17 protein-coding genes are annotated in these 23135 nt (G+C 73.0%); 4 read left to right on the top strand and 13 right to left on the bottom strand.

The window, feature by feature from the left end:
* Positions 1–88 precede the first annotated feature (88 nt).
* On the top strand, positions 89–2356 hold the full coding sequence (locus ACGF3J_RS10005; protein WP_393853839.1) for an MMPL family transporter: 2268 nt from the start codon (positions 89–91) through the stop codon (positions 2354–2356).
* Positions 2357–2438: 82 nt separating this feature from the next.
* On the opposite strand, the gene ACGF3J_RS10010 is transcribed toward ACGF3J_RS10005, so the two are convergent.
* The 5 genes from ACGF3J_RS10010 to ACGF3J_RS10030 form a co-directional block, all read right to left on the bottom strand.
* Positions 2439–3704, bottom strand: coding sequence for a glycosyltransferase (locus ACGF3J_RS10010; protein WP_393853840.1), 1266 nt, complete (start codon positions 3702–3704; stop codon positions 2439–2441).
* Entirely contained in the window at positions 3701–4480 is a 780-nt protein-coding gene (gene erm(O) / locus ACGF3J_RS10015; RefSeq protein ID WP_393853841.1) for a 23S rRNA (adenine(2058)-N(6))-methyltransferase Erm(O), read from the bottom strand. Before erm(O) ends, ACGF3J_RS10010 begins: the two co-directional genes overlap by 4 nt.
* A 332-nt stretch (positions 4481–4812) precedes the next feature.
* Entirely contained in the window at positions 4813–6096 is a 1284-nt protein-coding gene (locus ACGF3J_RS10020) for an ABC transporter substrate-binding protein (RefSeq protein ID WP_161331635.1), read from the bottom strand.
* The gene (locus ACGF3J_RS10025; RefSeq protein ID WP_393853842.1) at positions 6096–6929 is read right to left on the bottom strand and encodes a carbohydrate ABC transporter permease; all 834 of its coding nucleotides are present in this window, start codon (positions 6927–6929) and stop codon (positions 6096–6098) included. The genes ACGF3J_RS10020 and ACGF3J_RS10025 overlap by 1 nt, the downstream gene beginning before the upstream one ends.
* The gene (locus tag ACGF3J_RS10030) at positions 6926–7873 is read right to left on the bottom strand and encodes a carbohydrate ABC transporter permease (protein WP_161331637.1); all 948 of its coding nucleotides are present in this window, start codon (positions 7871–7873) and stop codon (positions 6926–6928) included. Before ACGF3J_RS10030 ends, ACGF3J_RS10025 begins: the two co-directional genes overlap by 4 nt.
* A gap of 161 nt (positions 7874–8034) precedes the next feature.
* Here ACGF3J_RS10030 and ACGF3J_RS10035 point away from each other — a divergent pair, with 161 nt between their 5' ends.
* Positions 8035–8898, top strand: coding sequence for a phosphotransferase enzyme family protein (locus tag ACGF3J_RS10035; protein ID WP_161331638.1), 864 nt, complete (start codon positions 8035–8037; stop codon positions 8896–8898).
* Between the two features lie 127 nt (positions 8899–9025).
* Here ACGF3J_RS10035 and ACGF3J_RS10040 read toward each other — a convergent pair whose 3' ends face one another.
* Both ACGF3J_RS10040 and ACGF3J_RS10045 read right to left on the bottom strand, forming a co-directional pair.
* Positions 9026–9748, bottom strand: a complete 723-nt coding sequence (locus ACGF3J_RS10040) for a 3'-5' exonuclease (protein WP_393853843.1) — start codon at positions 9746–9748, stop codon at positions 9026–9028.
* A 149-nt stretch (positions 9749–9897) separates the two neighbouring features.
* On the bottom strand, positions 9898–11145 hold the full coding sequence (locus ACGF3J_RS10045; protein ID WP_393853844.1) for an SAV2148 family HEPN domain-containing protein: 1248 nt from the start codon (positions 11143–11145) through the stop codon (positions 9898–9900).
* A gap of 355 nt (positions 11146–11500) precedes the next feature.
* Between ACGF3J_RS10045 and glgX the strand changes: the two genes are divergently transcribed.
* Together glgX and treY are read left to right on the top strand one after the other, a co-directional pair.
* Positions 11501–13618, top strand: a complete 2118-nt coding sequence (gene glgX, locus ACGF3J_RS10050; RefSeq protein ID WP_393853845.1) for a glycogen debranching protein GlgX — start codon at positions 11501–11503, stop codon at positions 13616–13618.
* A gap of 95 nt (positions 13619–13713) precedes the next feature.
* Complete coding sequence (gene treY, locus ACGF3J_RS10055) at positions 13714–16134, top strand: malto-oligosyltrehalose synthase (RefSeq protein ID WP_393853846.1); 2421 nt, start codon at positions 13714–13716, stop codon at positions 16132–16134.
* A gap of 7 nt (positions 16135–16141) precedes the next feature.
* On the opposite strand, the gene ACGF3J_RS10060 is transcribed toward treY, so the two are convergent.
* The 6 genes from ACGF3J_RS10060 to ACGF3J_RS10085 all read right to left on the bottom strand — a co-directional run bounded on the left by ACGF3J_RS10060 (position 16142) and on the right by ACGF3J_RS10085 (position 23043).
* Positions 16142–17467, bottom strand: a complete 1326-nt coding sequence (locus ACGF3J_RS10060) for a M14 family zinc carboxypeptidase (RefSeq protein ID WP_161331656.1) — start codon at positions 17465–17467, stop codon at positions 16142–16144.
* 202 nt (positions 17468–17669) lie between these two features.
* Positions 17670–18221, bottom strand: a complete 552-nt coding sequence (locus tag ACGF3J_RS10065) for a DUF1707 and FHA domain-containing protein (RefSeq protein WP_352155205.1) — start codon at positions 18219–18221, stop codon at positions 17670–17672.
* Between the two features lie 49 nt (positions 18222–18270).
* Positions 18271–19272 carry a GNAT family N-acetyltransferase gene (locus tag ACGF3J_RS10070; RefSeq protein ID WP_393853847.1) on the bottom strand — a complete coding sequence of 334 codons (1002 nt, stop codon included), beginning with the start codon at positions 19270–19272 and terminating at the stop codon, positions 18271–18273.
* Positions 19269–20522, bottom strand: a complete 1254-nt coding sequence (locus tag ACGF3J_RS10075) for an MFS transporter (RefSeq protein WP_393853848.1) — start codon at positions 20520–20522, stop codon at positions 19269–19271. The genes ACGF3J_RS10070 and ACGF3J_RS10075 overlap by 4 nt, the downstream gene beginning before the upstream one ends.
* Entirely contained in the window at positions 20519–21751 is a 1233-nt protein-coding gene (locus ACGF3J_RS10080) for an acetyl-CoA carboxylase biotin carboxylase subunit family protein (protein ID WP_393853849.1), read from the bottom strand. Before ACGF3J_RS10080 ends, ACGF3J_RS10075 begins: the two co-directional genes overlap by 4 nt.
* A gap of 32 nt (positions 21752–21783) precedes the next feature.
* Positions 21784–23043: an ATP-grasp domain-containing protein gene (locus ACGF3J_RS10085; RefSeq protein WP_393853850.1), complete on the bottom strand. Its 1260-nt coding sequence runs from the start codon at positions 23041–23043 to the stop codon at positions 21784–21786.
* Positions 23044–23135 lie beyond the last annotated feature (92 nt).

Raw genomic sequence — 23135 nt, forward strand, 5'->3', positions numbered from 1 at the left:
ACGACGCGGTGTTCTTACGCGGGCCATACCTTCGAAGCGCAAGGTGACGGCAGGGGGTCGTCGCCGCTCATTGGGGGGCAGGCCGGTCATGCGGAACCGAGACACACGGGTGCGGGGCATAGCCGCGCGGGCCGGCGGCTGGAGCGCCAGGCACCGATGGGCCGCCGTCGGCATCTGGGTGCTGTTCGTCGTCCTCGCGATGGGGCTCGGGTCGGCGGCCGGCCGGGTCGACGTCAAGGACAGCGACCAGATGGGCGGTGAGACGCACACCGCCGCGCAGATTGTCGAGGACGCCGGGATCGAGGAGCCGGCCGGTGAGTCCGTCCTCATCCAGGCGAAGGACGGCGGCCTCAAGGCGACGGACGCCGACTTCCGGGCCGCGGTCACCGCGGTCGTCACGGCCGTGGAGGGAACCGGGCAGGTCACGGGGGTGACCTCCCCGTACGAGGCCGAGACGATCTCGAAGGACGGCCGCAGCGCGCTGGTGCGGTTCGACATGCGCGGCGAGGCGGACACCGCGGGCGACCGGGTCGAACCGGTGCTGAACGCCGTCGCGGACGTCCAGAAGGAGCACGAGTCGCTGCGGATCGAGGAGATCGGCGGCGCCAGCATGATGAAGACGTTCGACGACGCGTTCGGCGACGACTTCAAGAAGGCCGAGTACTCGGCGGTGCCGGTGGCGCTCGGCATCCTCCTGGTCGCGTTCGGGGCGCTGGTGGCGGCGCTGGTGCCGGTGGCACTGGCAATCACCGCGATCATCGCGACGATGGGCCTGATGGCCCTGGTGAGCCACTTCCAGCCGATGAGCGAGACCGCCAACTCCGTGATGCTGCTGGTCGGTCTGGCCGTCGGCGTCGACTACTGCCTGTTCTACCTGCGCCGTGAGCGCGAGGAGCGCGCCGCGGGCCGGGACGGGCAGACCGCGCTCAGGATCGCCGCCGCCACCAGCGGCCGGGCGATCGTCGTCTCCGGTGTCACGGTGTGCGTGGCCATGGCGGGCATGCTGTTCACGGGCATCGCCGAGTTCGAGGCGATGGGCCTGGCCTCGCTGATGGTGGTCGCGGTCGCCATGGTCGGCTCGGTGACGGTGCTGCCCGCACTGCTGTCGCTGCTGGGCGACCGGGTCGAGAAGGGCCGCCTGCCGTTCCTGCGCCGGCGCCGCAAGGGCGGCGCCTCGGAGGGCAGCCGGTTCTGGACGGCGGTCCTGAACCGCGTCCTGGCCAAGCCGCTGCTCGCCGCCGTGGTGGCGACCGGCGCGCTGCTGGCCGTGGCCGCCCCGGCGATCGGCATGAAGACGGAGAACCTCACACTGGACCAGGAGTTCGGCGACTCGCTGCCGATCGTGCAGACGTACAACCGGGTCAACGAGGCGTTCCCCGGCGGGTCGGACCCGGCCGAGGTGGTCGTGAAGGCCGACGACATCAACGCGCCCGAGGTGCGGGCCGCGCTCGCCGACTTCCGTGAGCGGGCGGTGAGTTCGGGGGCTTCACGCGGACCGGTCGACGTCACGGTGCACGACGAGCAGAACGTCGCCCTGGTCTACGTCCCGCTGGTCGGCGGCTCCGACCAGGACAAGGCGGGCGAGAGCCTCGACAAGCTGCGGGACGAGGTGCGGCCGGCCACGCTGGGCAATGTCGACGGCGTCGAGGCGCCGATCACCGGTCAGGTCGCCGGGTCGAAGGACTTCAACGACCAGTTGGTCGGCTCGGTCCTGCCGGTCTTCGTCTTCGTGGTCGTCTTCGCCTTCCTGCTGATGCTGCTGTCCTTCCGTTCGCTGACGGTCGCGCTCACCTCGATCGTGCTGAACCTGCTGTCGGTGGGCGCCGCCTACGGCATCCTGGTCGCCGTCTTCCAGCACGGCTGGGGCGCGTCGCTGGTGGGCGCGGAGGGTGTGGGCGCCATCATCACGTGGCTGCCGCTGTTCCTCTTCGTGATCCTGTTCGGCCTGTCGATGGACTACCACGTGTTCGTGGTCTCGCGGATCCGTGAGGCGCGGCTGCGCGGGCGGAACACGGCGGACGCGATCCGGCACGGGGTGGTCACCACAGCGGGCGTCGTCACCAGTGCCGCCGTCATCATGGTCGCGGTGTTCGCCATCTTCGGGACGCTGTCCATGCAGTCCATGAAGCAGATGGGCGTGGGCCTGGCGGCGGCGGTGCTGATCGACGCGACGATCATCCGAGGGGTCCTGCTGCCGGCCGTGATGTCCCTGCTCGGTGAGCGCAACTGGTACCTGCCGAAGTGGCTGCACCGGCTGCCGGACCTCACCCACGACGAGGCGCCCGAGGCGATCGCGACGACGGTCCGCGACGACGAGGGCGAGCGCGGGGAGCGGGGTGAACGGGTGGGGGTGTGAGCCACCCCCGGCCAACCACTGCCGCGGGCCCGCCGGTTCCTCTCGGAACGGGCGGGCCCGTGGCGTGCGGTGCCGGGTGCGGTCAGGCCCTGGCGGCGGCCAGTCGCTCCTCGATCAGGTCGGCGGCCCGTCGGGTGCCGCCCTCGTGGGCCATCCCGCCCTGGATCTCCTTGAGGCGGCGGGCCACCTCCGGGTCGTCGACCAGGGCGAGGGCGGCGGTGCGCAGCGCTTCGGCGGTGGCCTCCTCGGTGTCGAGCTGCCGGGCGACTCCGAGGCCCTGGAGCATGCCGGCGTTGCCGAACTGGTCCGCGGCCTGCGGTACGGCGATCATCGGCGTGGCGGTCGCCAGGCCCTCCTGGCTGCCGCCGGCGCCCGCGTGGGTGACGAACAGGTCGGCCTGCTGGAGGATCGCCAACTGGGGTACCCAGGAACGCACCTCCACGTTGTCCGGCACGTCGCCCAGCTCGGCCGGGTCGACGTGCCGGCCGATCTGGAGCACCGTGTGCCAGCCGGGCAGCTCACCGAAGGCCCTGACGCACTCCCGGTAGAAGCCGGGCTGCTTGGTGAAGGCGGACCCGAGGGAGACCAGCACGACCTTCTCCGCGCTCTCGGGCCGCGTCCAGTCGCCCTCGGCGGTCCGGTCGCCCTGGCAGGCGCCGACGAAGGTGTACGTCTTCTCGTCGACCCGCTCGGCATTGGGCTGGAGGGCCTTGGGGATCAGCACCAGGGAGCGCTCGGGGCGGCCGACGAAGGGGTCTGGGTGCATGGTGATCCCGTTCTCCTCCAGCCAGGCGTGGAAGCGGGCGTAGTACGCCTGGCCGCGCTCGGTCTTCAGCGGCTCCTCCCACATCGGCTCACCGACCTCCTGCTCGTACCCCTCCCAGGCGACCATGCAGGGCGAGAGCGAGACCACGGGCACGTTCCAGCGGTGGCCGAGGACGCGGGCGGTGTAGGAGGCGATGTCGTGCAGGACGAGGTCCGGTTCGTCGCCCTCGTACGCCTCGGCGAGCTGCGGGAGCGACTGGACGGCGTCGTCCAGGAACGGCTCCACGTTGTCCAGCAGGGTGCTCCCCCATGCCTCCGGGTCGGCGTCGGGGCCGGGCAGCGTGCTGTTCCAGAGCTTGGGTTCGGCCCCCGCCGCGGCGACCTTCTCCGCGAGGAGCGGCGGGATCGCGTACGTCACCCGGTGCCCTCGCGCGACGAGCTCGCGGATCACCTCCAGGCTGGGGTTCACGTGGCCGTGGGCGGCGATGGAGAACATGGCGATGTGCGCGGGACTGGTCATGCGACGACCGTACGCGAGACGAGACGTCTCGTGCAAGTTCTGGTGCGCATCTTCTCGGATCATGCCGCCAGCTCCTCGTGCAGCCGCAGCCACGCGGCGGGCGGGACCTCGCCGACGAGCACGCGCGGGTCGAGCCGTGCGGCCCGGAACGCGGTGTCCACACGCCGGGCCGGACGGGCCCGCCGCAGGGACGCGTGCAGCGACCCGCCGACCCCCGAGAAGCCCAGCTCGACCAGGTCGTCCCAGCTCCGGCGGGCGGCGCCGGTGAGCAGCGGGGTGGGGCGGCGTTCGAGGCGGAGGATCCCGGCGTCGACGCGCGGTGCCGGACGGAAGCGGTACCGGCCCACCCGCCCCACCAATCGCCACTCGTGGCACGGCCAGGTCCGGACCGTCAGCAGGGTCCAGCGGCCGTAGTCACCGGTGCGTTTGCGGGCGTACTCCAGCTGCGTGATCAAGGTGGCGCGAGTGAGCGCGGGGGCGGTGAGGCACCAGTCCACGATGTCCGCGGTGCGCGAGAAGGGCACGTTCCCGGCGACGGCGAACGGGGTGCGCGGCGGCGGCGCGGCGAGGAAGTCACCGGCGACGACGCGGACGTGGGGGGTGTGCGCGAAACGGGCGCGGAGCCCCGGCAGGAGCCGGGGATCGATCTCGTAGGCGCGCAGTTCCCGGCTGCGGCGGGCCAGCGGCTCGGTGAGGGCGCCCTGGCCGGCGCCCACTTCGAGCAGGAGCGGAGGGTGCCGGCTGTCGGGTGCGGCGAGCCGGGCGACGCGCTCGGCGGTGGCGCGGTCGGCGAGGAAGTTCTGCGAGAGCGTGCGGGCACGCTGAGTGGGGCGGGCCATGGCCTGCGGTCCTTTGTCTTCCGTGGAGAGGGGAAAGGGCAGCCGAAGGCCCTGACCGGAAGACGAAGGCGAAAGAGAACGCGGAGGCTCGACCCCGCCGCGGGTGGGAGACGTGCGTCAGTGCGTGACGTGCCTCAGCGGCGGGGGGACCCCGGGCCGGTCAGGGCTCCGGGGCCACGACGCATCCTGATGGAGTGCGTGCAGCCCCGGCCGAGACCGGAGCTGAAGATCGCGTTGAAAGCTGCCACGGAGCTGACGCTAGGCGGCCGGGCGCCGGGCGGGCAACGGGTTTTCGGCGCGGCCCCCCGGCGCGGGCTGCCCACCGCCCGCCGTCAGCGCTGGTACCGGGCGAGTACGAGGTTGCCGTCCTCCTCCAGTCGCTCGCGCAGCTCGTCCAGGCCGATCGCCCCGCTGTAGTACTCCTGGAGCGCGGGGGTGGCCACCTTGTCCTTCCACTCGGGGTACCCCCGGACGGACTGCGCGGGTGCCGAGCGCAGATGGCCGGCGAGCGCGGTCCCGGTGGCCCAGCCCCGGTCGGCCGTGTGCAGGGCGGGGTCCTTCAGGGCCCGCGTACCGGTGGGCAGCATCCAGTCGCCGAGGGCCAGGCGCACCATGTTGTCCGGCTGGAGGAGGAAGTCGAGGAAGGCGGCGGCCTCCTTCTTGTGCGGGGTGTCCTCGGCGATCGACAGGGTCTGCGGGCTGACGCCCTGGGCGAGCCCGTCGGTGCCCGCGGGCGCGGGCAGCACCTGCCAGTCGAAGCCCTCCGGGGCCTGCTGCTCGATCTGCTGGCGGTAGGAGAAGCCGAGGGGCACCATCGCGTACTTGCCCGCGAAGAAGCCGGGCAGGGTGTCGGAACCGCCGCTGCCCAGCGTGTCGGAGGAGGCGCTGCGGTCCGTCTCGACCTGGTCGTGGATGGTGCGGGGCACCACCTGGTCGCCCTCCTCGAAGCGGACGGTGACCTTTCCGTCCGCGTCCCGGTGGAACATCCGGCCGCCGTTGGACAGGGAGAGGTTGAGCGTTGCGGAGACGGGCTCCTTGAGCGGCCAGGCCACCCCGTATCCGCCGTCGCCGCTGAGCCGCTTCGTCACCTGCCGGAACTCCGCCCAGGTCCAGGGGTGTTCGGGGGTGGGGATCCGGACGTCCGCCTTCCGCAGCAGGTCGGCGTTGGCGATCAGCACCCGGGGTTCCTGGAGGAACGGCACGCCGTAGACCCCGTCGCCGAAGGTGACCGTCTCCCAACTGCGCTCGGGGATGTCCGACTTCAGCCGGTCGGGCAGCAGCTCGGTCAGGTCGGCGAGGTAGCCGCCGTACGCGAAGTCGGCGAGGTCGTCGGAGGCGTCGTGGATGATGTCGGGCGCCTCGCCGCCCTCGAAGGAGGTGAGGAGCTGGTCGTGGACGCTGTCCCAGCTGCCCTGGACGTACTCGACGCGTATGTCCGGGTGGGCGGCGTTCCACTCCCGGACCAGTTCCTTGTTGGCCTCGACCGACTCCTCCTGCCAGGCCAGCGACTGGAAGCGCAGGGTGATCCGGCCGTCGTCCGCGTCGCCGCCGCCCGAGGTGCAGCCGGCGAGCAGCAGGGCGAGGGCGACGAGCAGGGTCGCGGTGCGGGTGCGCATCAGCTCTTCACCGCCCCGGCGAGCATGCCGCCCGTGATCCGCCGCTGGATCAGCGCGAAGATCACCAGCGAGGGCAGCGTCGCGAGGAAGGCCGCCGCGGCCAGCGGGCCGAGGTCGGCGACGCCCTCGGCGCCGATGAAGTGGGTCAGGATCACCGGCAGGGTCTGCTTCTCCGGCGTCTTCAGCAGCACCAGCGCGAAGAAGAACTCGTTCCAGGCGGTGATGAACGCGAACAGGGCCGTCGCCACGATCCCCGGCGCGAGCAGCGGCGCGGTCACCGAGACCAGCGTCCGCAGCCGCCCGGCGCCGTCGACCGCCGCCGCCTCCTCCAGCTCGGCCGGTACGGCGCGCACGTACCCGGCGAGCATCCACAGTGCGAACGGCAGCGACCACACCACGTACACCATCACAAGGCCGGGAACGGAGTTGATCAGTCCGAGGTTCTTCAGGACCAGGAAGAGCGGGATGATCAGCAGGACGAAGGGGAAGGCCTGGCTGACCACGACCCACCCGGTGGCCGCCCTGGCGAGCCGGCCGCGGCGGCGGGCCATGACGTAGGCCATCGGGGTGGCGATCACCACGGCGATCACCGCGGCGCCGAGCGCGGCGAGCAGGGAGTTGAGCGCGGCGTGCAGCAGGGGCTGTTCGTCGAATGCCTGCCGGAAGTTGTCGAGGGTGTGGTTCTCCGGGATCCAGGTGGGGTGCAGACTGCCCAGCTCGCGTGGCGGCTTGAACGCGGTGGAGATCAGCCAGAGGAACGGGAAGGCCAGGAAGACGAGATACGCGAGCAGCGCGGCGTACTGGCCGACGCGGGCCGTGGTCGAGGTCCTCACGCCTCGTCACCTCCCTTGAGTCCGCCCTTCAGCCGGCCGGCGAGGAAGACGGCCAGCAGGACCGAGATCACCGCCACCATGACGCAGCCCATCGCCGCCGCGTAGCCGAACTGCCCGTAGCGGAAGGCTTCCTCGTAGGCGAAGAGCATGGGCAGCCGGGTGCGGCCGCCGGGGCCGCCGTTGGTCAGCACGTAGACCAGGGCGAAGGAGTTGAAGTTCCAGATGAGGTTGAGCGCGGTGATGGCGAGCGCGATGGGTCTGAGGGCGGGCCAGGTGACGGTGCGGAAGCGGCGCCATGCTCCGGCGCCGTCGACCGCGGCGGCCTCGTGCAGCTCGCGCGGGGTGTTCTGGAGTCCGGCCAGCAGCGCCACCGTGGTCTGCGGCATGCCGGCCCAGACGCCGACGACGATGACGGCGGGCAGGGCGGTGCCGAGGCCGCTGAGCCAGTCGTGTCCGTCGCCGAGGCCGAGGTCGCGGAGCGTCTCGTTGAGGATGCCCGCGTCCGTGTTGTAGACGAGCCGCCACATGACGCCGACGACGACCTCGGGCATCGCCCAGGGGATGATCGCGAGGGCGCGGGCCAGCCAGCGCAGGCGGAGGTTCTGGTTGAGCAGCAGGGCGAGACCGAGTGCGAGCAGGAACTGCGGCACCGTCACCCCGACCGCCCAGACGAGCCCGATCCGGAACGACTCCCAGAACAGCGTGTCGTGCAGCAGGTCCTGGAAGTTCAGCGTGCCGATCCACCGGGTGGGTTCGGTGCGGCCTGACTGGGCGTCGGTGAACGCCAGCAGGATGCCGTAGAGCAGCGGTCCGACGCTGAGCACCAGGATGGGGATCAGCGCGGGCAGCACGAGGAACCAGGCGCCGTGATCCGGCCCGCGGCGCTCCCGCTCCGTGCCGGGCGCACGGCGCGCCGGTTTCCTCGACTCGGTCACCAATGCCACGTAATCAGCCCCTTTGCGCTGCTCGGACGGGCCTCGTCATGGTCGTGAAGTGACCGCGGCCCGTCAAGAGCCCGCGCATCCGCTCCCACCTGTGCGAATGCGACACTGGCCGACGGACGGCGGGAACCCGGCGGACATGACGGACACGGAGGCGTACGACGATGGACGAGGCACGGGCCCGGGAGGTGCTGGCCGGGGCGGAGGTGCTGTCCCGCCCGGCCGAGGCGCGGCTGCTGGCCCTCGGCGAGAACGCCGTGTTCGCCGCCGGCGACCTCGCGGTCAAGGTGGGCCGGGACGCGGAGCTGCTCGACCGGGCGCGCCGGGAAGTGGCCGTCGCCCGCTGGCTGGAGGAGGCCGGCGTGCCGGCGGTGCGGGCGGCCCGTCCGACGGCGCTCTTCGTCGACGGGCACCCGGTGACGGTGTGGCGGCGGCTGCCCGAGCCGGTGCGACCCACCGAACCGCGGGACGTCGCCGTACTGCTGCGGCTGGTCCACGAACTGCCCCTCCCCTCCTCCTTCGAACTGCCGCCCCGCGAGCTGCTGGGCGGTGTGGAGCGCTGGCTGCGGCTCGCGGGCGACGTGATCGACCCCGCGGACGCCGCGTATCTGCGCGAGCGCCGGGACGGATTCGCCTCGGCCGCCGCCGCGCTCACGCCGCACCTGACGCCGGGCCCGATCCACGGCGACGCGCTGCCCCGCAATGTGCACGTCGGTCCCGACGGGCCGGTCCTGGTGGACCTGGAGACCTTCTCCGCCGACCTGCGCGAGCACGATCTGGTGGTGCTGGCGCTCAGCCGGGACCGCTACGGGCTGCCCGCCGAGGCGTACGACGCCTTCACGGCCACCTACGGCTGGGACGTGCGCGAGTGGGACGGCTGCGCGGTGCTGCGCGGCGCCCGGGAGACCGCCAGCTGCGCGTGGGTGGCCCAGCACGCGCCGAGCAATCCGAAGGCACTGGCCGAGTTCGAGCGCAGGGTGGCGTCGCTGCGGGACGGGGACCCGACGGTGCGCTGGTATCCCTTCTGAGCCCTGGCCGCCTCGCGGGTGCCGGGGCGCGGCCGGTGCCCGGTTTCACCTGTCCCGTGCCCTGGTCCCAGCGCTGCTGCCCGGGGCCCGGCCGATGTCCGGCCCCGCCTGTCCGGTGCCCGGCCGGTCAGACTCGCTCGTCGGCCGGTTCGCGCAGGGGCCAGGTCGCGTCGACCACGGCCGTGGCGTCGCCCTTGCGGCGCAGGAAGCTCTGGAAGTCCGCCGCCCACTCGGCGTACCACTCGACCTGGCGGTGGTGCAGGTCCGCCGGGCCGAGGGCCGCGACCTTGGGGTGGCGGTCGGCTATCGCGCAGGCCAGCCGGGCCGCGGCGAGCGCGTCGGCGGTGGCGTCGTGGGCCGCGTCCAGCGGGACGCCGTACTCCCGGCAGACCGCTTCCAGATTGCGCTTGCCCCTGCGGTAGCGGTCGACGGAGCGGTCGATGGTGTACGGGTCGATGACCGGGGCGGGGTCCGTGCCGCCCAGGCGGTCGCGCAGGGACGGCAGTCCGTGACGGCGCAGCTCGGCGGCGAGCAGGGTGAGGTCGAAGGCCGCGTTGTAGGCGACGACCGGTGCGCCGGTGCGCCAGTGGTCCGTGAGCACGGCGGCGATGGCGTCCGCGACCTGGTCGGCGGGCCGGCCCTCGGCGGCCGCCCGCTCATTGCTGATGCCGTGCACCGCGACCGCCTCGGCCGGGATCTCCACGCCCGGGTCGGCCAGCCACTCCCGGCGGCCCTGCGGCTCCCCGCCCCTGACCTCGATCACGGCCCCCGTGACGATGCGCGCCTCGCGCGGATCGGTGCCCGTCGTCTCCAGGTCGAAGCCGATCAGCAGCTCCCGGTGCCAGCCCATGGGCGGTCCCCCTTCTCGGTGGTGCGTTCCCCCAGTGGTCTCCACCTTCCCACGGGCCACTGACAATCAGAGGATCGCATTCCGGTTACCCCCTTCCGGCCCCGGGACGACCCCCGGCCGACGCCTCCGGCCGACACCGGACAGGACCTTCACGACACCGGCCGCGCATCCGCCCACATCAGCTCGAACTCCTCACGATACGTGGGGAAGAGTCCACCTTCGTCGACTTCGTCCGCCTTCACCACCCTGCCTCCGCCCCGCCCGTTGCGCAGGACGAGGACCGGTGCCTCCATCCCCCGCGTCCGGCGCAGATAGGACTGCACGACCGCGATGCCGTCGGCACCGTCCCCGTCGACGAGGTAGGCGGTGAAGCGGGGCGTCTCGTCGAAGACCTGGATCTCGAACGCCCCCGGGTCCCGCAGCCGGGCGCGCACCCGGCGCATGTGCAGGATGTTCATCTCCACGGCCCGGCTCAGCTCGCCCCGCTTGATGCCCAGTTCGCGCTCACGGCGCTTGATCGCGCTGGAGGCCGGGTTCAGGAAGAGCAGCCGCACCCGGCCGCCGGACTCGGCCAGCCGCAGCAGGCGGCGGCCGGAGAAGTTCTGCACGAGCAGGTTGAGGCCGATGCCGAGGGCGTCCACGCGGCGGGCCCCGCCGAACAGGTCCTCGGCCGGGAACTGGCGCAGCAGCCGCACCCGGTCCGAGTGGACGGCGACGACGTCGGCGTAGCGGTCGCCGACCAGGTCCTCGACCGCGTCCACCGGCAGCCGGCGCGCGGACGGCACCTCGCCGCCCGCGCCGAGGACTTCGAGCAGGCGCGCCGAGGCCCGCTCGGCCTGGCTCAACACCGCCTCGGACAGCGCCCGGTTGCGGGAGACGACGTTGCGGGTGACCTCCAGCTCGTCCAAGGCGAGTTCGACGTCCCGGCGCTCGTCCACGTACGGCTCGAAGCAGGGCCAGTGCTGCACCATCAGCTCGCGCAGCTGGGGCAGGGTGAGGAAGCTGAGGACGTTGTCGTCGGCCGGGTCCAGCAGGTAGCCCTTGCGGCGGCTGACCTCGCGGACCGCGACGGCACGCTGCACCCACTCCTGGCCGGCGGGTCCGGCCGCGGCGACCACCCACTCGTCGCCGTGGACGGGCTCGTAGATGGGCCGCAGAACGGCCGCCACGACCGCGCGCAGCCGCTGTTCGACGAGGTTCAGCCAGATGTAGGCGCGGCCGGCCCGCTGGGCACGGGTGCGCACCTCGTGCCAGGCGTCGCCGTCCCAGTCCAGTTCCGGACCGATCGCGCCCGCGTTCATCGGCCGCGCCAGGGACACCGCACCGGGCGGGACGTCCGTGGAGTTCTCCTGGTGACCGTCGTCACCAGGAGGCAGCTCCAGCCCTCCCGAGCCCACCCGCGTACCGCCTTCCGCTCCCCCGGACGCTTCCCGGGGACACCCCGTCCCAACGATCAAGGAAGGGTACTCCGGGAGCGGTCCGCGGTGCAGCCCGATGGACGGGCCGGTTTTCCCAACGTCCTTGATCCACGGGCCCGTTCCGGGTCGCGCCCCACCGGTGAGTGAGCGGAGTCATAGCGGTGACGTGGCCGGGTACGGGGAAGACTTCCCCGCGCCCGTCCCGCGGCGCGTGCGGAGCAGAACGCCGAAGGGTGGGTAGGGAGACGTACGTGCTAGGTGGTCGCCTCACTTTCGGGGAGACTCGCAGCCAAGGCGTCCGCACCGGCGCCCCACACCTGAAAGAGTCGTGTTCATGCAGGTCTGGCCTGGAGAGGCGTATCCACTGGGTGCCACGTACGACGGCGCCGGCACCAACTTCGCGGTCTTCACGGAGGCCGCCGACCGAGTAGAGCTGTGTCTGCTGCACGACGACGGTTCGGAGACCGCCGTCGAGCTGCGGGAGAGCGACGCGTTCGTGCGGCACGCGTACCTGCCGGGCGTGATGCCGGGGCAGCGGTACGGCTACCGCGTGCACGGCCCGTACGCGCCGGAGCACGGGCAGCGCTGCAACAGCGCCAAGCTGCTCCTCGATCCGTACGCGCGTGCGATCAGCGGCGCGGTGCAGTGGGGAGAGGAGGTCTACGGCTACCACTTCGGCGAGCCCGAACGGCGCAACGACCTCGACTCGGCCCCGCACATGATGACGTCGGTCGTGGTCAACCCGTACTTCGACTGGGGCGACGACCGGCGCCCCCGGACGGAGTACCACCACACGGTGATCTACGAGGCCCATGTCAAGGGGCTGACCATGCGTCACCCGGGCCTGCCCGAGGAGCTGCGCGGCACCTACGCGGCCCTGGCGCACCCGGCGCTGATCGAGCACCTCACCGAGCTGGGGGTGACCGCGCTGGAGCTGATGCCGGTGCACCAGTTCGTGAACGACCACCGTCTGGTGGACATGGGGCTGAACAACTACTGGGGCTACAACACCATCGGTTTCTTCGCCCCGCACAACGCGTACGCCTCCTGGGGCGACCGCGGCCAGCAGGTGCTGGAGTTCAAGTCGGCGGTCAAGGCGCTGCACGAGGCCGGGATCGAGGTGATCCTGGACGTGGTCTACAACCACACCGCCGAGGGCAACCACCTGGGTCCGACGCTGTCCTTCAAGGGCCTCGACAACGCCTCGTACTACCGGCTTACCGACGACCCGCGCTACTACATGGACACCACGGGGACCGGGAACTCGCTGCTGATGCGGTCCCCGCACGTACTCCAGATGATCATGGACTCGCTGCGGTACTGGGTCACCGAGATGCACGTCGACGGCTTCCGCTTCGACCTCGCCGCCACCCTGGCCCGGCAGTTCCACGAGGTGGACCGGCTGTCGTCCTTCTTCGACCTGGTGCAGCAGGACCCCGTGGTCTCGCAGGTGAAGCTGATCGCGGAGCCCTGGGACGTGGGCGAGGGCGGCTACCAGGTGGGCAACTTCCCGCCGCTGTGGACCGAGTGGAACGGCAAGTACCGGGACACGGTGCGCGATCTGTGGCGCGGCGAGCAGCGCACACTCGCGGAGTTCGCCTCCCGGCTGACCGGCTCCTCCGACCTCTACCAGGACGACGGGCGCCGCCCGCTGGCCTCGATCAACTTCGTGACCTGCCACGACGGCTTCACCCTGCACGACATGGTGGCGTACAACGACAAGCACAACCAGGCCAACGGGGAGGAGAACCGGGACGGGGAGAGCCACAACCGCTCCTGGAACTGCGGCGTCGAGGGGGACACCGACGACCCGGCGGTCCTGGAGCTGCGGGCGCGGCAGATGCGCAACTTCACCGCCACCCTGCTGCTCTCCCAGGGCGTCCCGATGATCAGCCACGGCGACGAGTTCGCCCGCACCCAGCGGGGCAACAACAACGCCTACTGCCAGGACAACGAACTGGCCTGGGTGGACTGGCCGAACGGCGAGGAGGTCGCCGCGGGGCTGCTGGAGTTCACGCGGTCGATGGTCTGGCTGCGCAAGGATCACCCGGTCTTCCGCAGGCGCCGCTTCTTCCACGGGCGCCCCGTGGAGGGCACCCGCGACGAGCTGTCGGACATCGCCTGGTTCACTCCGGAGGGCGCGGACATGACGCAGCGGGACTGGGACTCCGCGCGGGCGTCGGCGCTGACCGTCTTCCTGAACGGCAACGCGATCTCCGAACCCGGTCCGCGCGGAGAGCGCATCACCGACGACTCGTTCCTGCTGATGTTCAACGCCGCGCCCAGGACGCTGGACTTCGTCGTGCCGGTGGACCACGGCCGGCAGTGGGAGGTGGTGGTGGACACCGCGCTCCCGGAGGGGGTGCCCTCGGAGACAGGGGCGAAGGTGCAGGCCGGGGACCGGCTGACCCTGGTGGACCGCAGCCTGGTGGTGCTCCAGCGGCCCGTCTAGCCCGGGCCGGGGGGGCGTCCGCCGGGCGCGGTCGCCCCTCACCCGTGCAGGGGGCCGGTGACACGAAAGGCGGCGGGGCGGGTACGTAGCTCTGCATGACACCTGAGCGACCCGACCCGGTGACGTCCACGGCCTCCTCCTCCGCTCCCCGCGCCACCTACCGGCTCCAGCTCCAGCCCGACTTCCCCTTCGCCGCCGCCTCGGCGGCCGTGCCGTACCTGGCCTCGCTCGGCGTGTCCCACCTGCACCTGTCGCCGGTGCTGGAGGCGGTGCCGGGGTCGGGCCACGGCTACGACGTCGTGGACCACGCGCGGGTGCGCGCGGAACTGGGCGGCGAGGAGGGGCTGCGGGCCCTGTCGCGCACCGCGCGGGAGCACGGTCTGGGCCTGGTGGTGGACATCGTGCCCAACCACATGGCGATGTCCCCCCGCCACAACGGCGCCCTGTGGGACGTGCTGCGCCAGGGCCCGGCGTCGCCCCGCGCGCGGTGGTTCGACATCGACTGGGAGGCGCAGGGCGGGCAGCTCCTGGTGCCGGTGCTCGGCGCTCCCGCCGGCGAGGTCCTGGACCAGCTGCGCGTGGACGGCGACGTACTGCGCTACCACGAGCACGCCTTCCCGCTGCGGGACGGCACCGCCGACCTGCCGCTGCCGCAGCTCCTGGACGCGCAGTGGTACCGCCCGGTCTGGTGGCGGCTCGCCCGCACCGAGCTGAACTACCGGCGCTTCTTCAGCATCTCGGAGCTGATCGGCGTACGCGTGGAGGACCCCGAGGTGTTCGAGGCCACGCACGCCACCGTCCTGCGGCTGCTGCACGAAGGGGTGATCGACGGGCTGCGCGTCGACCACCCCGACGGTCTCGCGGACCCCGGCGCCTACCTCCGGCGGCTGCACGAGGCGAGCGGCGGGCGGTGGACGGTGGTGGAGAAGATCCTCGCGGACGGGGAGCGGCTGCCGGCCGCGTGGCCCGTCGCGGGCACGACCGGATACGACGCCCTGCGGCATGTCGACGGGGTCTTCACGGACCCGGCCGGGTACGGGGAACTGCTCGGGGACTACCGTGCGTTCGCCGCCCCCCGGGACGACCTGGGCGGGGACTGGGCGGCGACGGTGCGGCGGGCGGCGTACCGGGTGCTCGGCCACGAACTGGCCACCGAGACGGACCGCCTGACCCGGGTGGCGCACCGCCTGTGCGTCGCCTCACCCGAGCCCGCGCTGCGCGACCGGGCCCCCTGGGCGCTGCGCACGGCGCTGTGCGAGCTGCTGGTGCGCCTGGAGGTGTACCGGCCGTACGGCGCCGCGGACGCGGCATCCGTGGTGACCGAGGAGGCGGCGGCCGAGGCGCGCGCCGTCTTCGCGGTGCCGGAGGAGGCCGGCGCGGTGGACGTCGTACGGGACCTCGTGCTGGGGCGGTACGGCGACGGGCCGGAGCACGCGGAGTTCCGGGACCGGTTCGCGCAGACCGCGTCGGCGCTGCGCGCCAAGTCCGTCGAGGACACCGCCTTCTACCGCTACGTGCCGCTGCTGTCGGCCACGGAGGTGGGCGGGAACCCGGGCGGTCCGGCGCTGTCCCCGGACCGGTTCCACGCCTACTGCGCGCGCGTGCAGCGCGACTGGCCGGCGACGGGCACGGTCGTCTCGACGCACGACACCAAGCGCAGCGCCGACGTGCGCGCCGCGCTGGCCGTGCTCACCGAGTGCCCCGAGCGGTGGGCGGCCGTCCTCGCGGAGGTCACCCGCACCGGGGCGGACGGGCCGGACACGCAGCTGGCGTGGGCGGCCTGGCAGACGGTGTTCGGGCTGGGCCCGGCGGACGGTGAGCGGGTGCGGGATGCGCTCCTGAAGCACGTGCGCGAGGCGGGGACGCACACCGGCTGGACGGAACAGGAGCCGTCGTACGAGGAGGCGGTGGCGGCGTTCGTGGCGGCGGGGCCGTGCGGCGCGCCGGGCGAGCGGGTGGCCGCGCTGCGCGACTTGCTGGCGCCGCACATCAGGGCCAACGTCCTCGGCACGGCTCTCATCCACCTCACGATGCCGGGTGTGCCGGACCTGTACCAGGGCACCGAGCACGAGTACCTGGCCCTGGTCGACCCGGACAACCGGCGGCCGGTGGACTTCCCGGCCGGCCCGCGGGGGGACGGAGGGCCGGCGGAGCCGGGGACGTCCGGCGAGAAGGCGGCCGTGACGCGGGCGGCGCTCGCGCTGCGCGCCCGGCGGCCCGGTGCCTTCGGCGACACGGCGACGTACGAGGCGCTGGCCGCCGAGGGCCCGGCGGCGGAGCACTGCCTGGCGTTCGTCCGCTCCGGGGAGACCGTCACGGCCGTCACCCGGCTGTCGCTGCGGCTGGCGGAGGCGGGCGGCTGGGGCACCACGACGCTTCCGCTGCCGCCGGGCCGGTGGGCGGACGCGCTGGCGCCGGAGAGGGAGTTCAAGGGGCACGCGCGCCTGGCGGACCTGTTCGCGGTCACACCGGTCGCGCTGCTGGAACGGGTGGAGGGCACCGGTCAGAACGGCTGAGGCGGGGTCACTCCCGGTGCATGGGCACGGCGGCCCCGGAGCCCCAGCCGGGCTCTCCCGACCGGGAGCGCGCGGTGGGGCGCCGCCCGGCCAGTGCGAAGGCGGCCAGGACGACCCGGGTCTGGTACTCCACCTGGCGTGCGATCGGTATCCAGCGGGCCGCGCAGCCGTCGCGGTAGTCGGCGCAGCCCTCGTCGACGAGCCGGTCCAGTTCGGGCAGGACGCCCGCCGGGTCGCTCCCCGCGCGGGTCACCAGTTGGTGCAGCAGCCCCGCGGTGCGCAGGGCCAGCCGCCGTCCGGCCAGGCGCAGGGCCACCAGGTGGGCGGTGCTCATGGGCGGCAGGGAGCGGCCCGACCCGTCGTCGGTGTCGGGGTCCCAGGCGTCGGCGAGCCGCGGGCAGACCAGCAGGTAGTCGTCGACCGGGGCGAGCAGGTGCGCCGCCTCCGGCACCCCGGCCAGGTGCGGCCGGACGCGGACGAGGACGCGCTGCAGGCGCCGGGCGTCGTGCCGCAGGGCGCGGCTCACGGACCGCAGCACCCCGTCCCGGTCGGCCGGGGGCGTGCCGTCGGCCACGGCGGCGACTCCCCACATGGGCGCCTCGACCACCGCGGTGACCGTGCCGTAGCGCCCCGGGTGGCACCAGGTCGAGTCGACGGCGGCCTCGGTGATGGCCGCGGTGAGGTCGCCGCGGCGGGGCGGCGGTATGCGGTAGACGGCGGGGCCGAGGTCGGGCCAGTACAGGGTGTCGTAGGCGCCCAGTTCGCGGGGGATGCCGAGCCGGGCCGCGGCGTGCGCGATGCGCTGGGCGATGCCGGGCAGGTCGTGGGTCAGCTCGACGAAGCCGCCGCCGACGTCCACGCCGTGCAGGGAGCACTGGAGGAAGGGCCGCAGTTCGTCCTGGAGGTCGAGCAGGGTGCGGGTTTCGGGCAGGGTGGCGCGGTCCGGGCCGTCGGGCAGCCACTCGGGCTGCTCCAGGAACCCGGGCCGGAAGAAGTTACGGGCGTAGCGGCCGAGGGTGTACGGGCCGGACAGCCAGCCCTCGTTGCGGCGCAGTCCGTCGGGGTCGGCGCAGAGCAGCAGGTTCCAGGTGGCGTCGGCGCCCTCGGTGAGCCGGGGGTCGGCCGCGGCCCGCTCGGCCAGCCGGAGGGCGGTGGCGCCGCCCACGGGCTCGTTGGCGTGCGGTCCGGCGACGACGAGGGCGTGACGGGTGCCGTGGCCGACGGAGAGCAGCAGCATCGGGGTGCCCGCGCGGGAGGTGCCGACCTGGCGCAGCCGGGCGTGTCGGGGATGGCGGGCGACGAAGGCGGCGGCCCGGGCACCCAGCTCGTCCACGGTCGGATAGCGCAGGAGGGGCGGCAGGGCACACCTCCACGAAGTGGGCCGACGGTTCACCTGGCGTGCGGTGTACGCACAGTCAGTCACGACTTGGGGGGTACGTCAACACCGCGCAACGCAAAGGGAAGTACGCCCCGGAGCAGCGCATGACAACGCGTGAAGCCCAGGCCAGAGGTGTGCGCGGGCTCGTCCGCCGCCGTCAGTTCACCGCGAGGCGGAAGGTCATCCGGCCGAAGCCGATCTGGTCGCCCTCGCGGACGACGGCCGCCGCGATGACCCGCCGTCCGTTGACCGTGGTGCCGTTGGTGGAGCCGAGGTCGCGCAGCACCCACATGCCGCCCTGGCGGCTGAGTTCCGCGTGCACCCGGGAGACGGTCTCGTGGTTCAGCCGCAGGCCGCTGGAGGGGTCGCGCCCTATCCGCAGCGGGTGGCCGGTGGCGGGATGGGGCAGCAGCAGCTTGGGCAGCCGCTCGGCCCGCCAGGCCCTGCCGAGCCGCACGCCGAACCCCGACACCGCCTCGACGGTGCCGAACACGAACCGGGACAGCCGGCCCTCGGTGGGCAGGTCGGCGGTGAGCGGGGCCAGCTCCTCCAGACGGCGGGCGGCGAGCGCCAGTTCCATCCGGCGCACGAACGTGTCGTGCGACAGCCGTCCCATGACGACGCCGTCCCGGAGCAGGTTCAGCGCCTTGTCGCGCTCCGCGTCGGACAACCGCGCGGGGTGCGTGGGGAACTCGAAGGACGACGTCACACAGGTGATTGTCGGTCAGCCGAGGCCGGGGTGTCCAGGACACGGCCGGTCACCCGCGCACCCGGTGCCGGTCGGCCAGGGCGTGGAGGGCGGACACGTCGGCGCCGCGGCGCCGCTTGGCCTCGATCGTGGTCATGCCCGCGTGCAGGGCCGTCGTGCCGTGGGCGTAGGCGTCCTCGACGGGGAGGTAGTACATGAGGTTGAAGTAGAGGTGGGGTGCGGGGTGCCCGCGGTCGTGGGCGACCGCGCGGATCCATGTCGTGGTTCCGTAGTGGTAGTAGAGACAGAAGGCGATCATCCGGCCCCCGTCGTAGGCGGCGACCACGTGGGCCTCGTCGCCCATGGTCGCGGCCTGGCGTGCCAGCAGGGCGGTCATCGCGTCGACGCCGTCGCGGTCGTGGCCGTGTTCCCGCTGGTGTCCGGCGAGGAGGACCCCGGCCTCCTCGAAGCAGTCCGCGAGCGGCTGGTGGCGTATCTGGATGCCGGCCGCGGCGAAGTCGGCGCGTTCGCGGCGGATGCCTGCGCGGCGTCTCGCGGGCAGGGAGGCGATGTAGTCGTCGATGCCCGTGCCGGGAAGGGGGATCAAGGCGTCGTCCTCCAGGTGGACGGGCGGATCCGGGTAGAGCGGGGCGAGGGCGGCCGTGGCCCGTGCGGTGAGGTAGGGCCACCAGTGCGTGGTGCCGTGACGGTCCGCGAAACGGCGTGCGGCGTCGCGGAGCCGGGGGAGGCAGGCGTCGTGACCGGGGCCGACGAGCGGGGTGTTGTGGTAGCCGCGGCGCGCGCCGGCGATCACGCGGGGCCGCAGGCGCGGGGGCAGCACGGTCTCGGGCTGGTAGCTGTCGTTCGGTTCGTCCCGCACCAGGTAGAGGGGCGCGGCGGCGAGCAGCGTGCCCTCGGGGTCCCGTACGAGGCAGTACGCGCTGGTGGCGGTGGGGTCCTCCTCCTCGCCCGCGAGCCAGCGGTGGGAGAGGTAGAGGCCGGCCGGGCGGGCGAGGCGCTCCCAGTCGGCGACGGGGACCTCGTGGATGGAGTCGACGATGCTCGTGATCAACGCGTGGTCCTTCTGCGGTGGCGGGCGGGGGCCTTGAGGGCCGGGACGGCGAGCAGCGCGACGACGCAGGCGGCGGCTTCGACACCCCACGGAAGGAGTGGACCGGCCTCCAGAAGCAGGGTGAACAGGGCGGGGGCGGCGACCATGCCGAGCGCCCACGAGAACTGGTAGAGGCCCTGCCTGAAGCCTCCGGCCGCCTGGGGGGTGAGGGTCACCGACAGCTCGCTCAGCGCGGGGCCGAGGAGGATCTCCCCCACGCTGAACAGGACGATCGCCGTGACGAGGGCCGCCCAGGCGGTGGCGGCGGCGCCGGGGAGCGCGGGCAGCGCGAACGCCCCCATGCCCACGGCCATGACCAAGTATCCGGCGGACACGGCGCGGTGGGGCACCTTGGGAGCCAGGTGCGCGGTGACGGCCGTCGAGCACACGGAGACGACGACGGTGTTGATGACGAACAGCAGGCTCGCGGCCGAGGCGGGGAGGTCCAGAGCCCGGGTGGTGTAGACGGCGACAAGCACCGAGAGGATGGCCTGGGCGAGGACGTAGGGGATGTTGACGGCCACGAGCACGAGGTAGCGGCGCGTGTCGTCCGCTCTGGTCGCGCGGTCTCGGGGCGGTGTGCCGTCCGGTTGCGGCGCGGTGGTCGTGAGGGTGGCGAAGCAGGCGGCCGCCAGGAGGTAGGTCGCGGCGTCGACGGCGATCAGCCAGCGCAGCGAGCCGTTCCCGAAGACGCTCAGGGCCCCGGCCGCGGCGGCGGCCCCGGCGGCGAGCCCGATGTTGCGCAGCGAGCCGGTGAACGCGAACCAGGAGCGGCGTTCACCGGGCCGGGTGACATGCGTGATCAGGGTGCGCTGCGCGGTGAAGTACATGTTGATGCCGCCCTGTACGAGCACGTGCACGCCGGCGATGTGCCACGGCTCGCGGGCGAGCAGGAACAGGGCGAACCCGGCGGCGGAGAGGACGTTCGCCCACACGACGACGCGTTTCGGACCGACCCGGTCCATGAGGCGTCCGGCGAGGAACGTGACCGGCAGGGCAAGGGCCTGACCGGCCGTCATGGCCGCGCCGACCCGCGTCAGGGGGACGCCCTGGACCTCGGTGAAGTAGAGCAGGCCCAGCGGCAGGAGCATGCCGTTGCCGACGGAGTCGATCAGGTTGCCGGTGATGAAGAGGCCGTGCCCGCGCAGTCCGGGCAGGCCCAGGCGGTCCGCGGTGCGGGTGCGGCGGCGGGCGTCCGCGGACGCGCTCACCGGTCCGGGTCCAGCAGGGCACCGATCTTGGCCATGACCTCGGCGCCGGGGAAGCCGGATGCCTCGTGCAGCTCCGACAGGGCCTTGACGGTCCGGTCCTCCTCGCCCCGGGCGAGGGTGAACACGACGATGTCCCCGTGCGAGACGCCGTCGATGACCAGCTCGTGCGCGGTGACCACCCGGACGTGCCGTCCGAGTTCGGCCAGTGCCGCGGACGGTATGCCGTCGACGGCGAGGAACTCGACCGCCCAGCAGGTCCGTCGCGCCATGCCGCCGGTGACGGGAAGACCGCGGGCCATGCGGGCGAGGGAGGTGAAGGTGTTGGTGCCGGACGCGGCGCACGAGAGGGTGGTGGCGCCGCCGATGCGCGGATTGATCTCCAGGACGACGAACCGTCCGCCGGTGTAGATCATGTCGACGTTGACCGAACCGTGGACCCCGAGGTCCCCGCAGAGGCCGGCCAGGGTGCGGGCCACTTCGGCGAACGCGGTGTCGGCCTCCTCGCGGGGGCCGCACCAGCGCAGGTCGGCGAAGGTGAACACCGGTTCGGCACCGGCGCGTCCGGTCCAGCACAGGGGCAGGATCCGGTACGCGCCGGGGCGGCCCACGATGTCCACGCTGCACAGGTCGCCTTCGATCACCTGTTCCACCACCGTCGACACCGCCTCCGGGCCGGGTGCGAGGTGGGCGTCGAGGTCGGCGGGTGAGCGCAGCGTGCGGATGCCCATGCTGGTGGAGTCCCACACGGGCTTCGACATCAGCGGGTAGCCGACGCGTTCGGCCTGGACGCGCAGTGCGTCGCGGTAGCCGGGGACCGTCAGGCCCCGTCCGGCGAGAAGGTCGGAGTCGACGCGGAACCCGTCGGGTACGTCCAGTCCGGCCCGCCTGCAGAGCTGTTTGGTCTCCCACTTGTCCACCAGCAGCATCGTGGCCGCGAGCGGGGTCATGACCGTCGGGATGCCGACGGCGTCCAGGAAGGACTTCGCCGCGGCGTCGCGGAGCGCGTTCTCGCACGGCAGCGAGATCGACACCGCCGCGTCGGCGCCCCAGGCGGCGACGGCGTCCGCGATCTCGCGCGGTGTCACCCCCCGGTCCAGCCGTTCCCGGTGGCCGGGGAAGTCGTCGTCACCGGCGGTGCCGCTGGTGTGGAACAGCCCGGCCTCGATCCCGTCGGCCGCGAGTTCGCGTACGGCCCGCTGGATGTAGGGGTCGGCCCGCCGGATGCCCACCGATCGTAAGAACGCGATCCTCCGCACCTGGGTCAGCCCACTTCCACTCGGGACCGGGCGGCCACCCGGTCGGCCAGTCCGCGTGCCTCGTCGGCCGTCGCCGCGCGGGCCACCACGTGCCCGACCCGGCACGCCGAGTCCACCGGATCCGGTACCGCGTCCCCGGGACTCAGGTGCACCTCGCTGTGCGTGCCGGGCAGGTCCGGGATGTCCACGCGCCGCAGGACTCCGCCGCGGGCGGGGAGCAGGAACCGGATCGACACCGCGTCCGTACGGGAGGGGGCGGTGTCCGGGACCAGGCCGAGCACGGCCTGGAGATGGGCCACGGCCTCACTCACGCCGGTCGCGGCCTCGACGACCTCGCACAGGTTGTCCCCCGGCAGGCGGGCGCCGGTCTCGATGACGTACGGCGTCCGCGCGCCCGGCGGGATCTTCACCTCGGTGTGCGCGATCCCGTTGCGCACACCGACGGCGAGCGCCGCCCGGGCCGCGGTCCGCCGCACCGCCTCGGCCAGCGGTGCGCGCAGGCCGGAGGGGCAGGTGTGCCCGGTCTCGATGCGGTACGGGCCCTCGGTGGTGTCCTTCCTGACCACAGGCAGCGGATGGGCCACCCCACCCGCGACCACCGTGTCGCAGGAGTACTCCTCCCCCGGGATGTACTCCTGCAGCAGGACGCGCGTGTCGAGCTCCAGGCCGTGCGGGTGGGCGTGCGTGTACCGCTGGGCCGCGGCGACGGCGTCGGCCAGCCGGTCGGGGCCGTCCAGCACGGACACCCCCCACGATCCGCCCTGCTCCGCGGGCTTCACCACCAGGGGCCAGCCGAGACCGTCCGGCCCCGCCCGTGCCACCCGCCGGGCTTCGGCCGCGTCGTGCGCGACGGCCCAGCGCGGGGCGGGGATGCCGGCGGTCGCGAACGCCCGGCCCATAAGGATCTTGTTCCTGGGCGCGTGCGCCAGCCGGGGATCGTTGCCGGGCAGGCCGACCCGTGCGGCGAGCAGCGCGGCGAGCGGGGTGAACAACTCGAAGCAGGCCGCGATCCCGGCGACGGCGTGCCGCCGGCAGAAGGCCTCCATGTCCCCCAAGGCCCTCGGGGTATCCGTCAGATCCGTCGTGCACACCCCGGAGAGGGCGGCCCGCAGCCAGTCCGGGTAGCCGTCGTGGACGTCCTCGTGCGTGGCCGCGTACAAGCACACCCCGAGCCGGTCGGCGGCCTCCACGAGGAAGCGCCCCGCGTTCCCCATCGGCTCGATCAGCAGCACTCCCGGCCCGCGCGGGCCCGCCCCGAATGTCATTCCATCAGCAAACCCGCGGGGCGCCCGCGGCGGCTATCGGCCTGACAGACGAAACCAACTCGCCCAATCACGTGCGCCTTTGGAGCAATTGC

Origin of the sequence: Streptomyces sp. NPDC048171, assembly GCF_043202655.1 — a bacterium.
Lineage (GTDB): Bacteria > Actinomycetota > Actinomycetes > Streptomycetales > Streptomycetaceae > Streptomyces.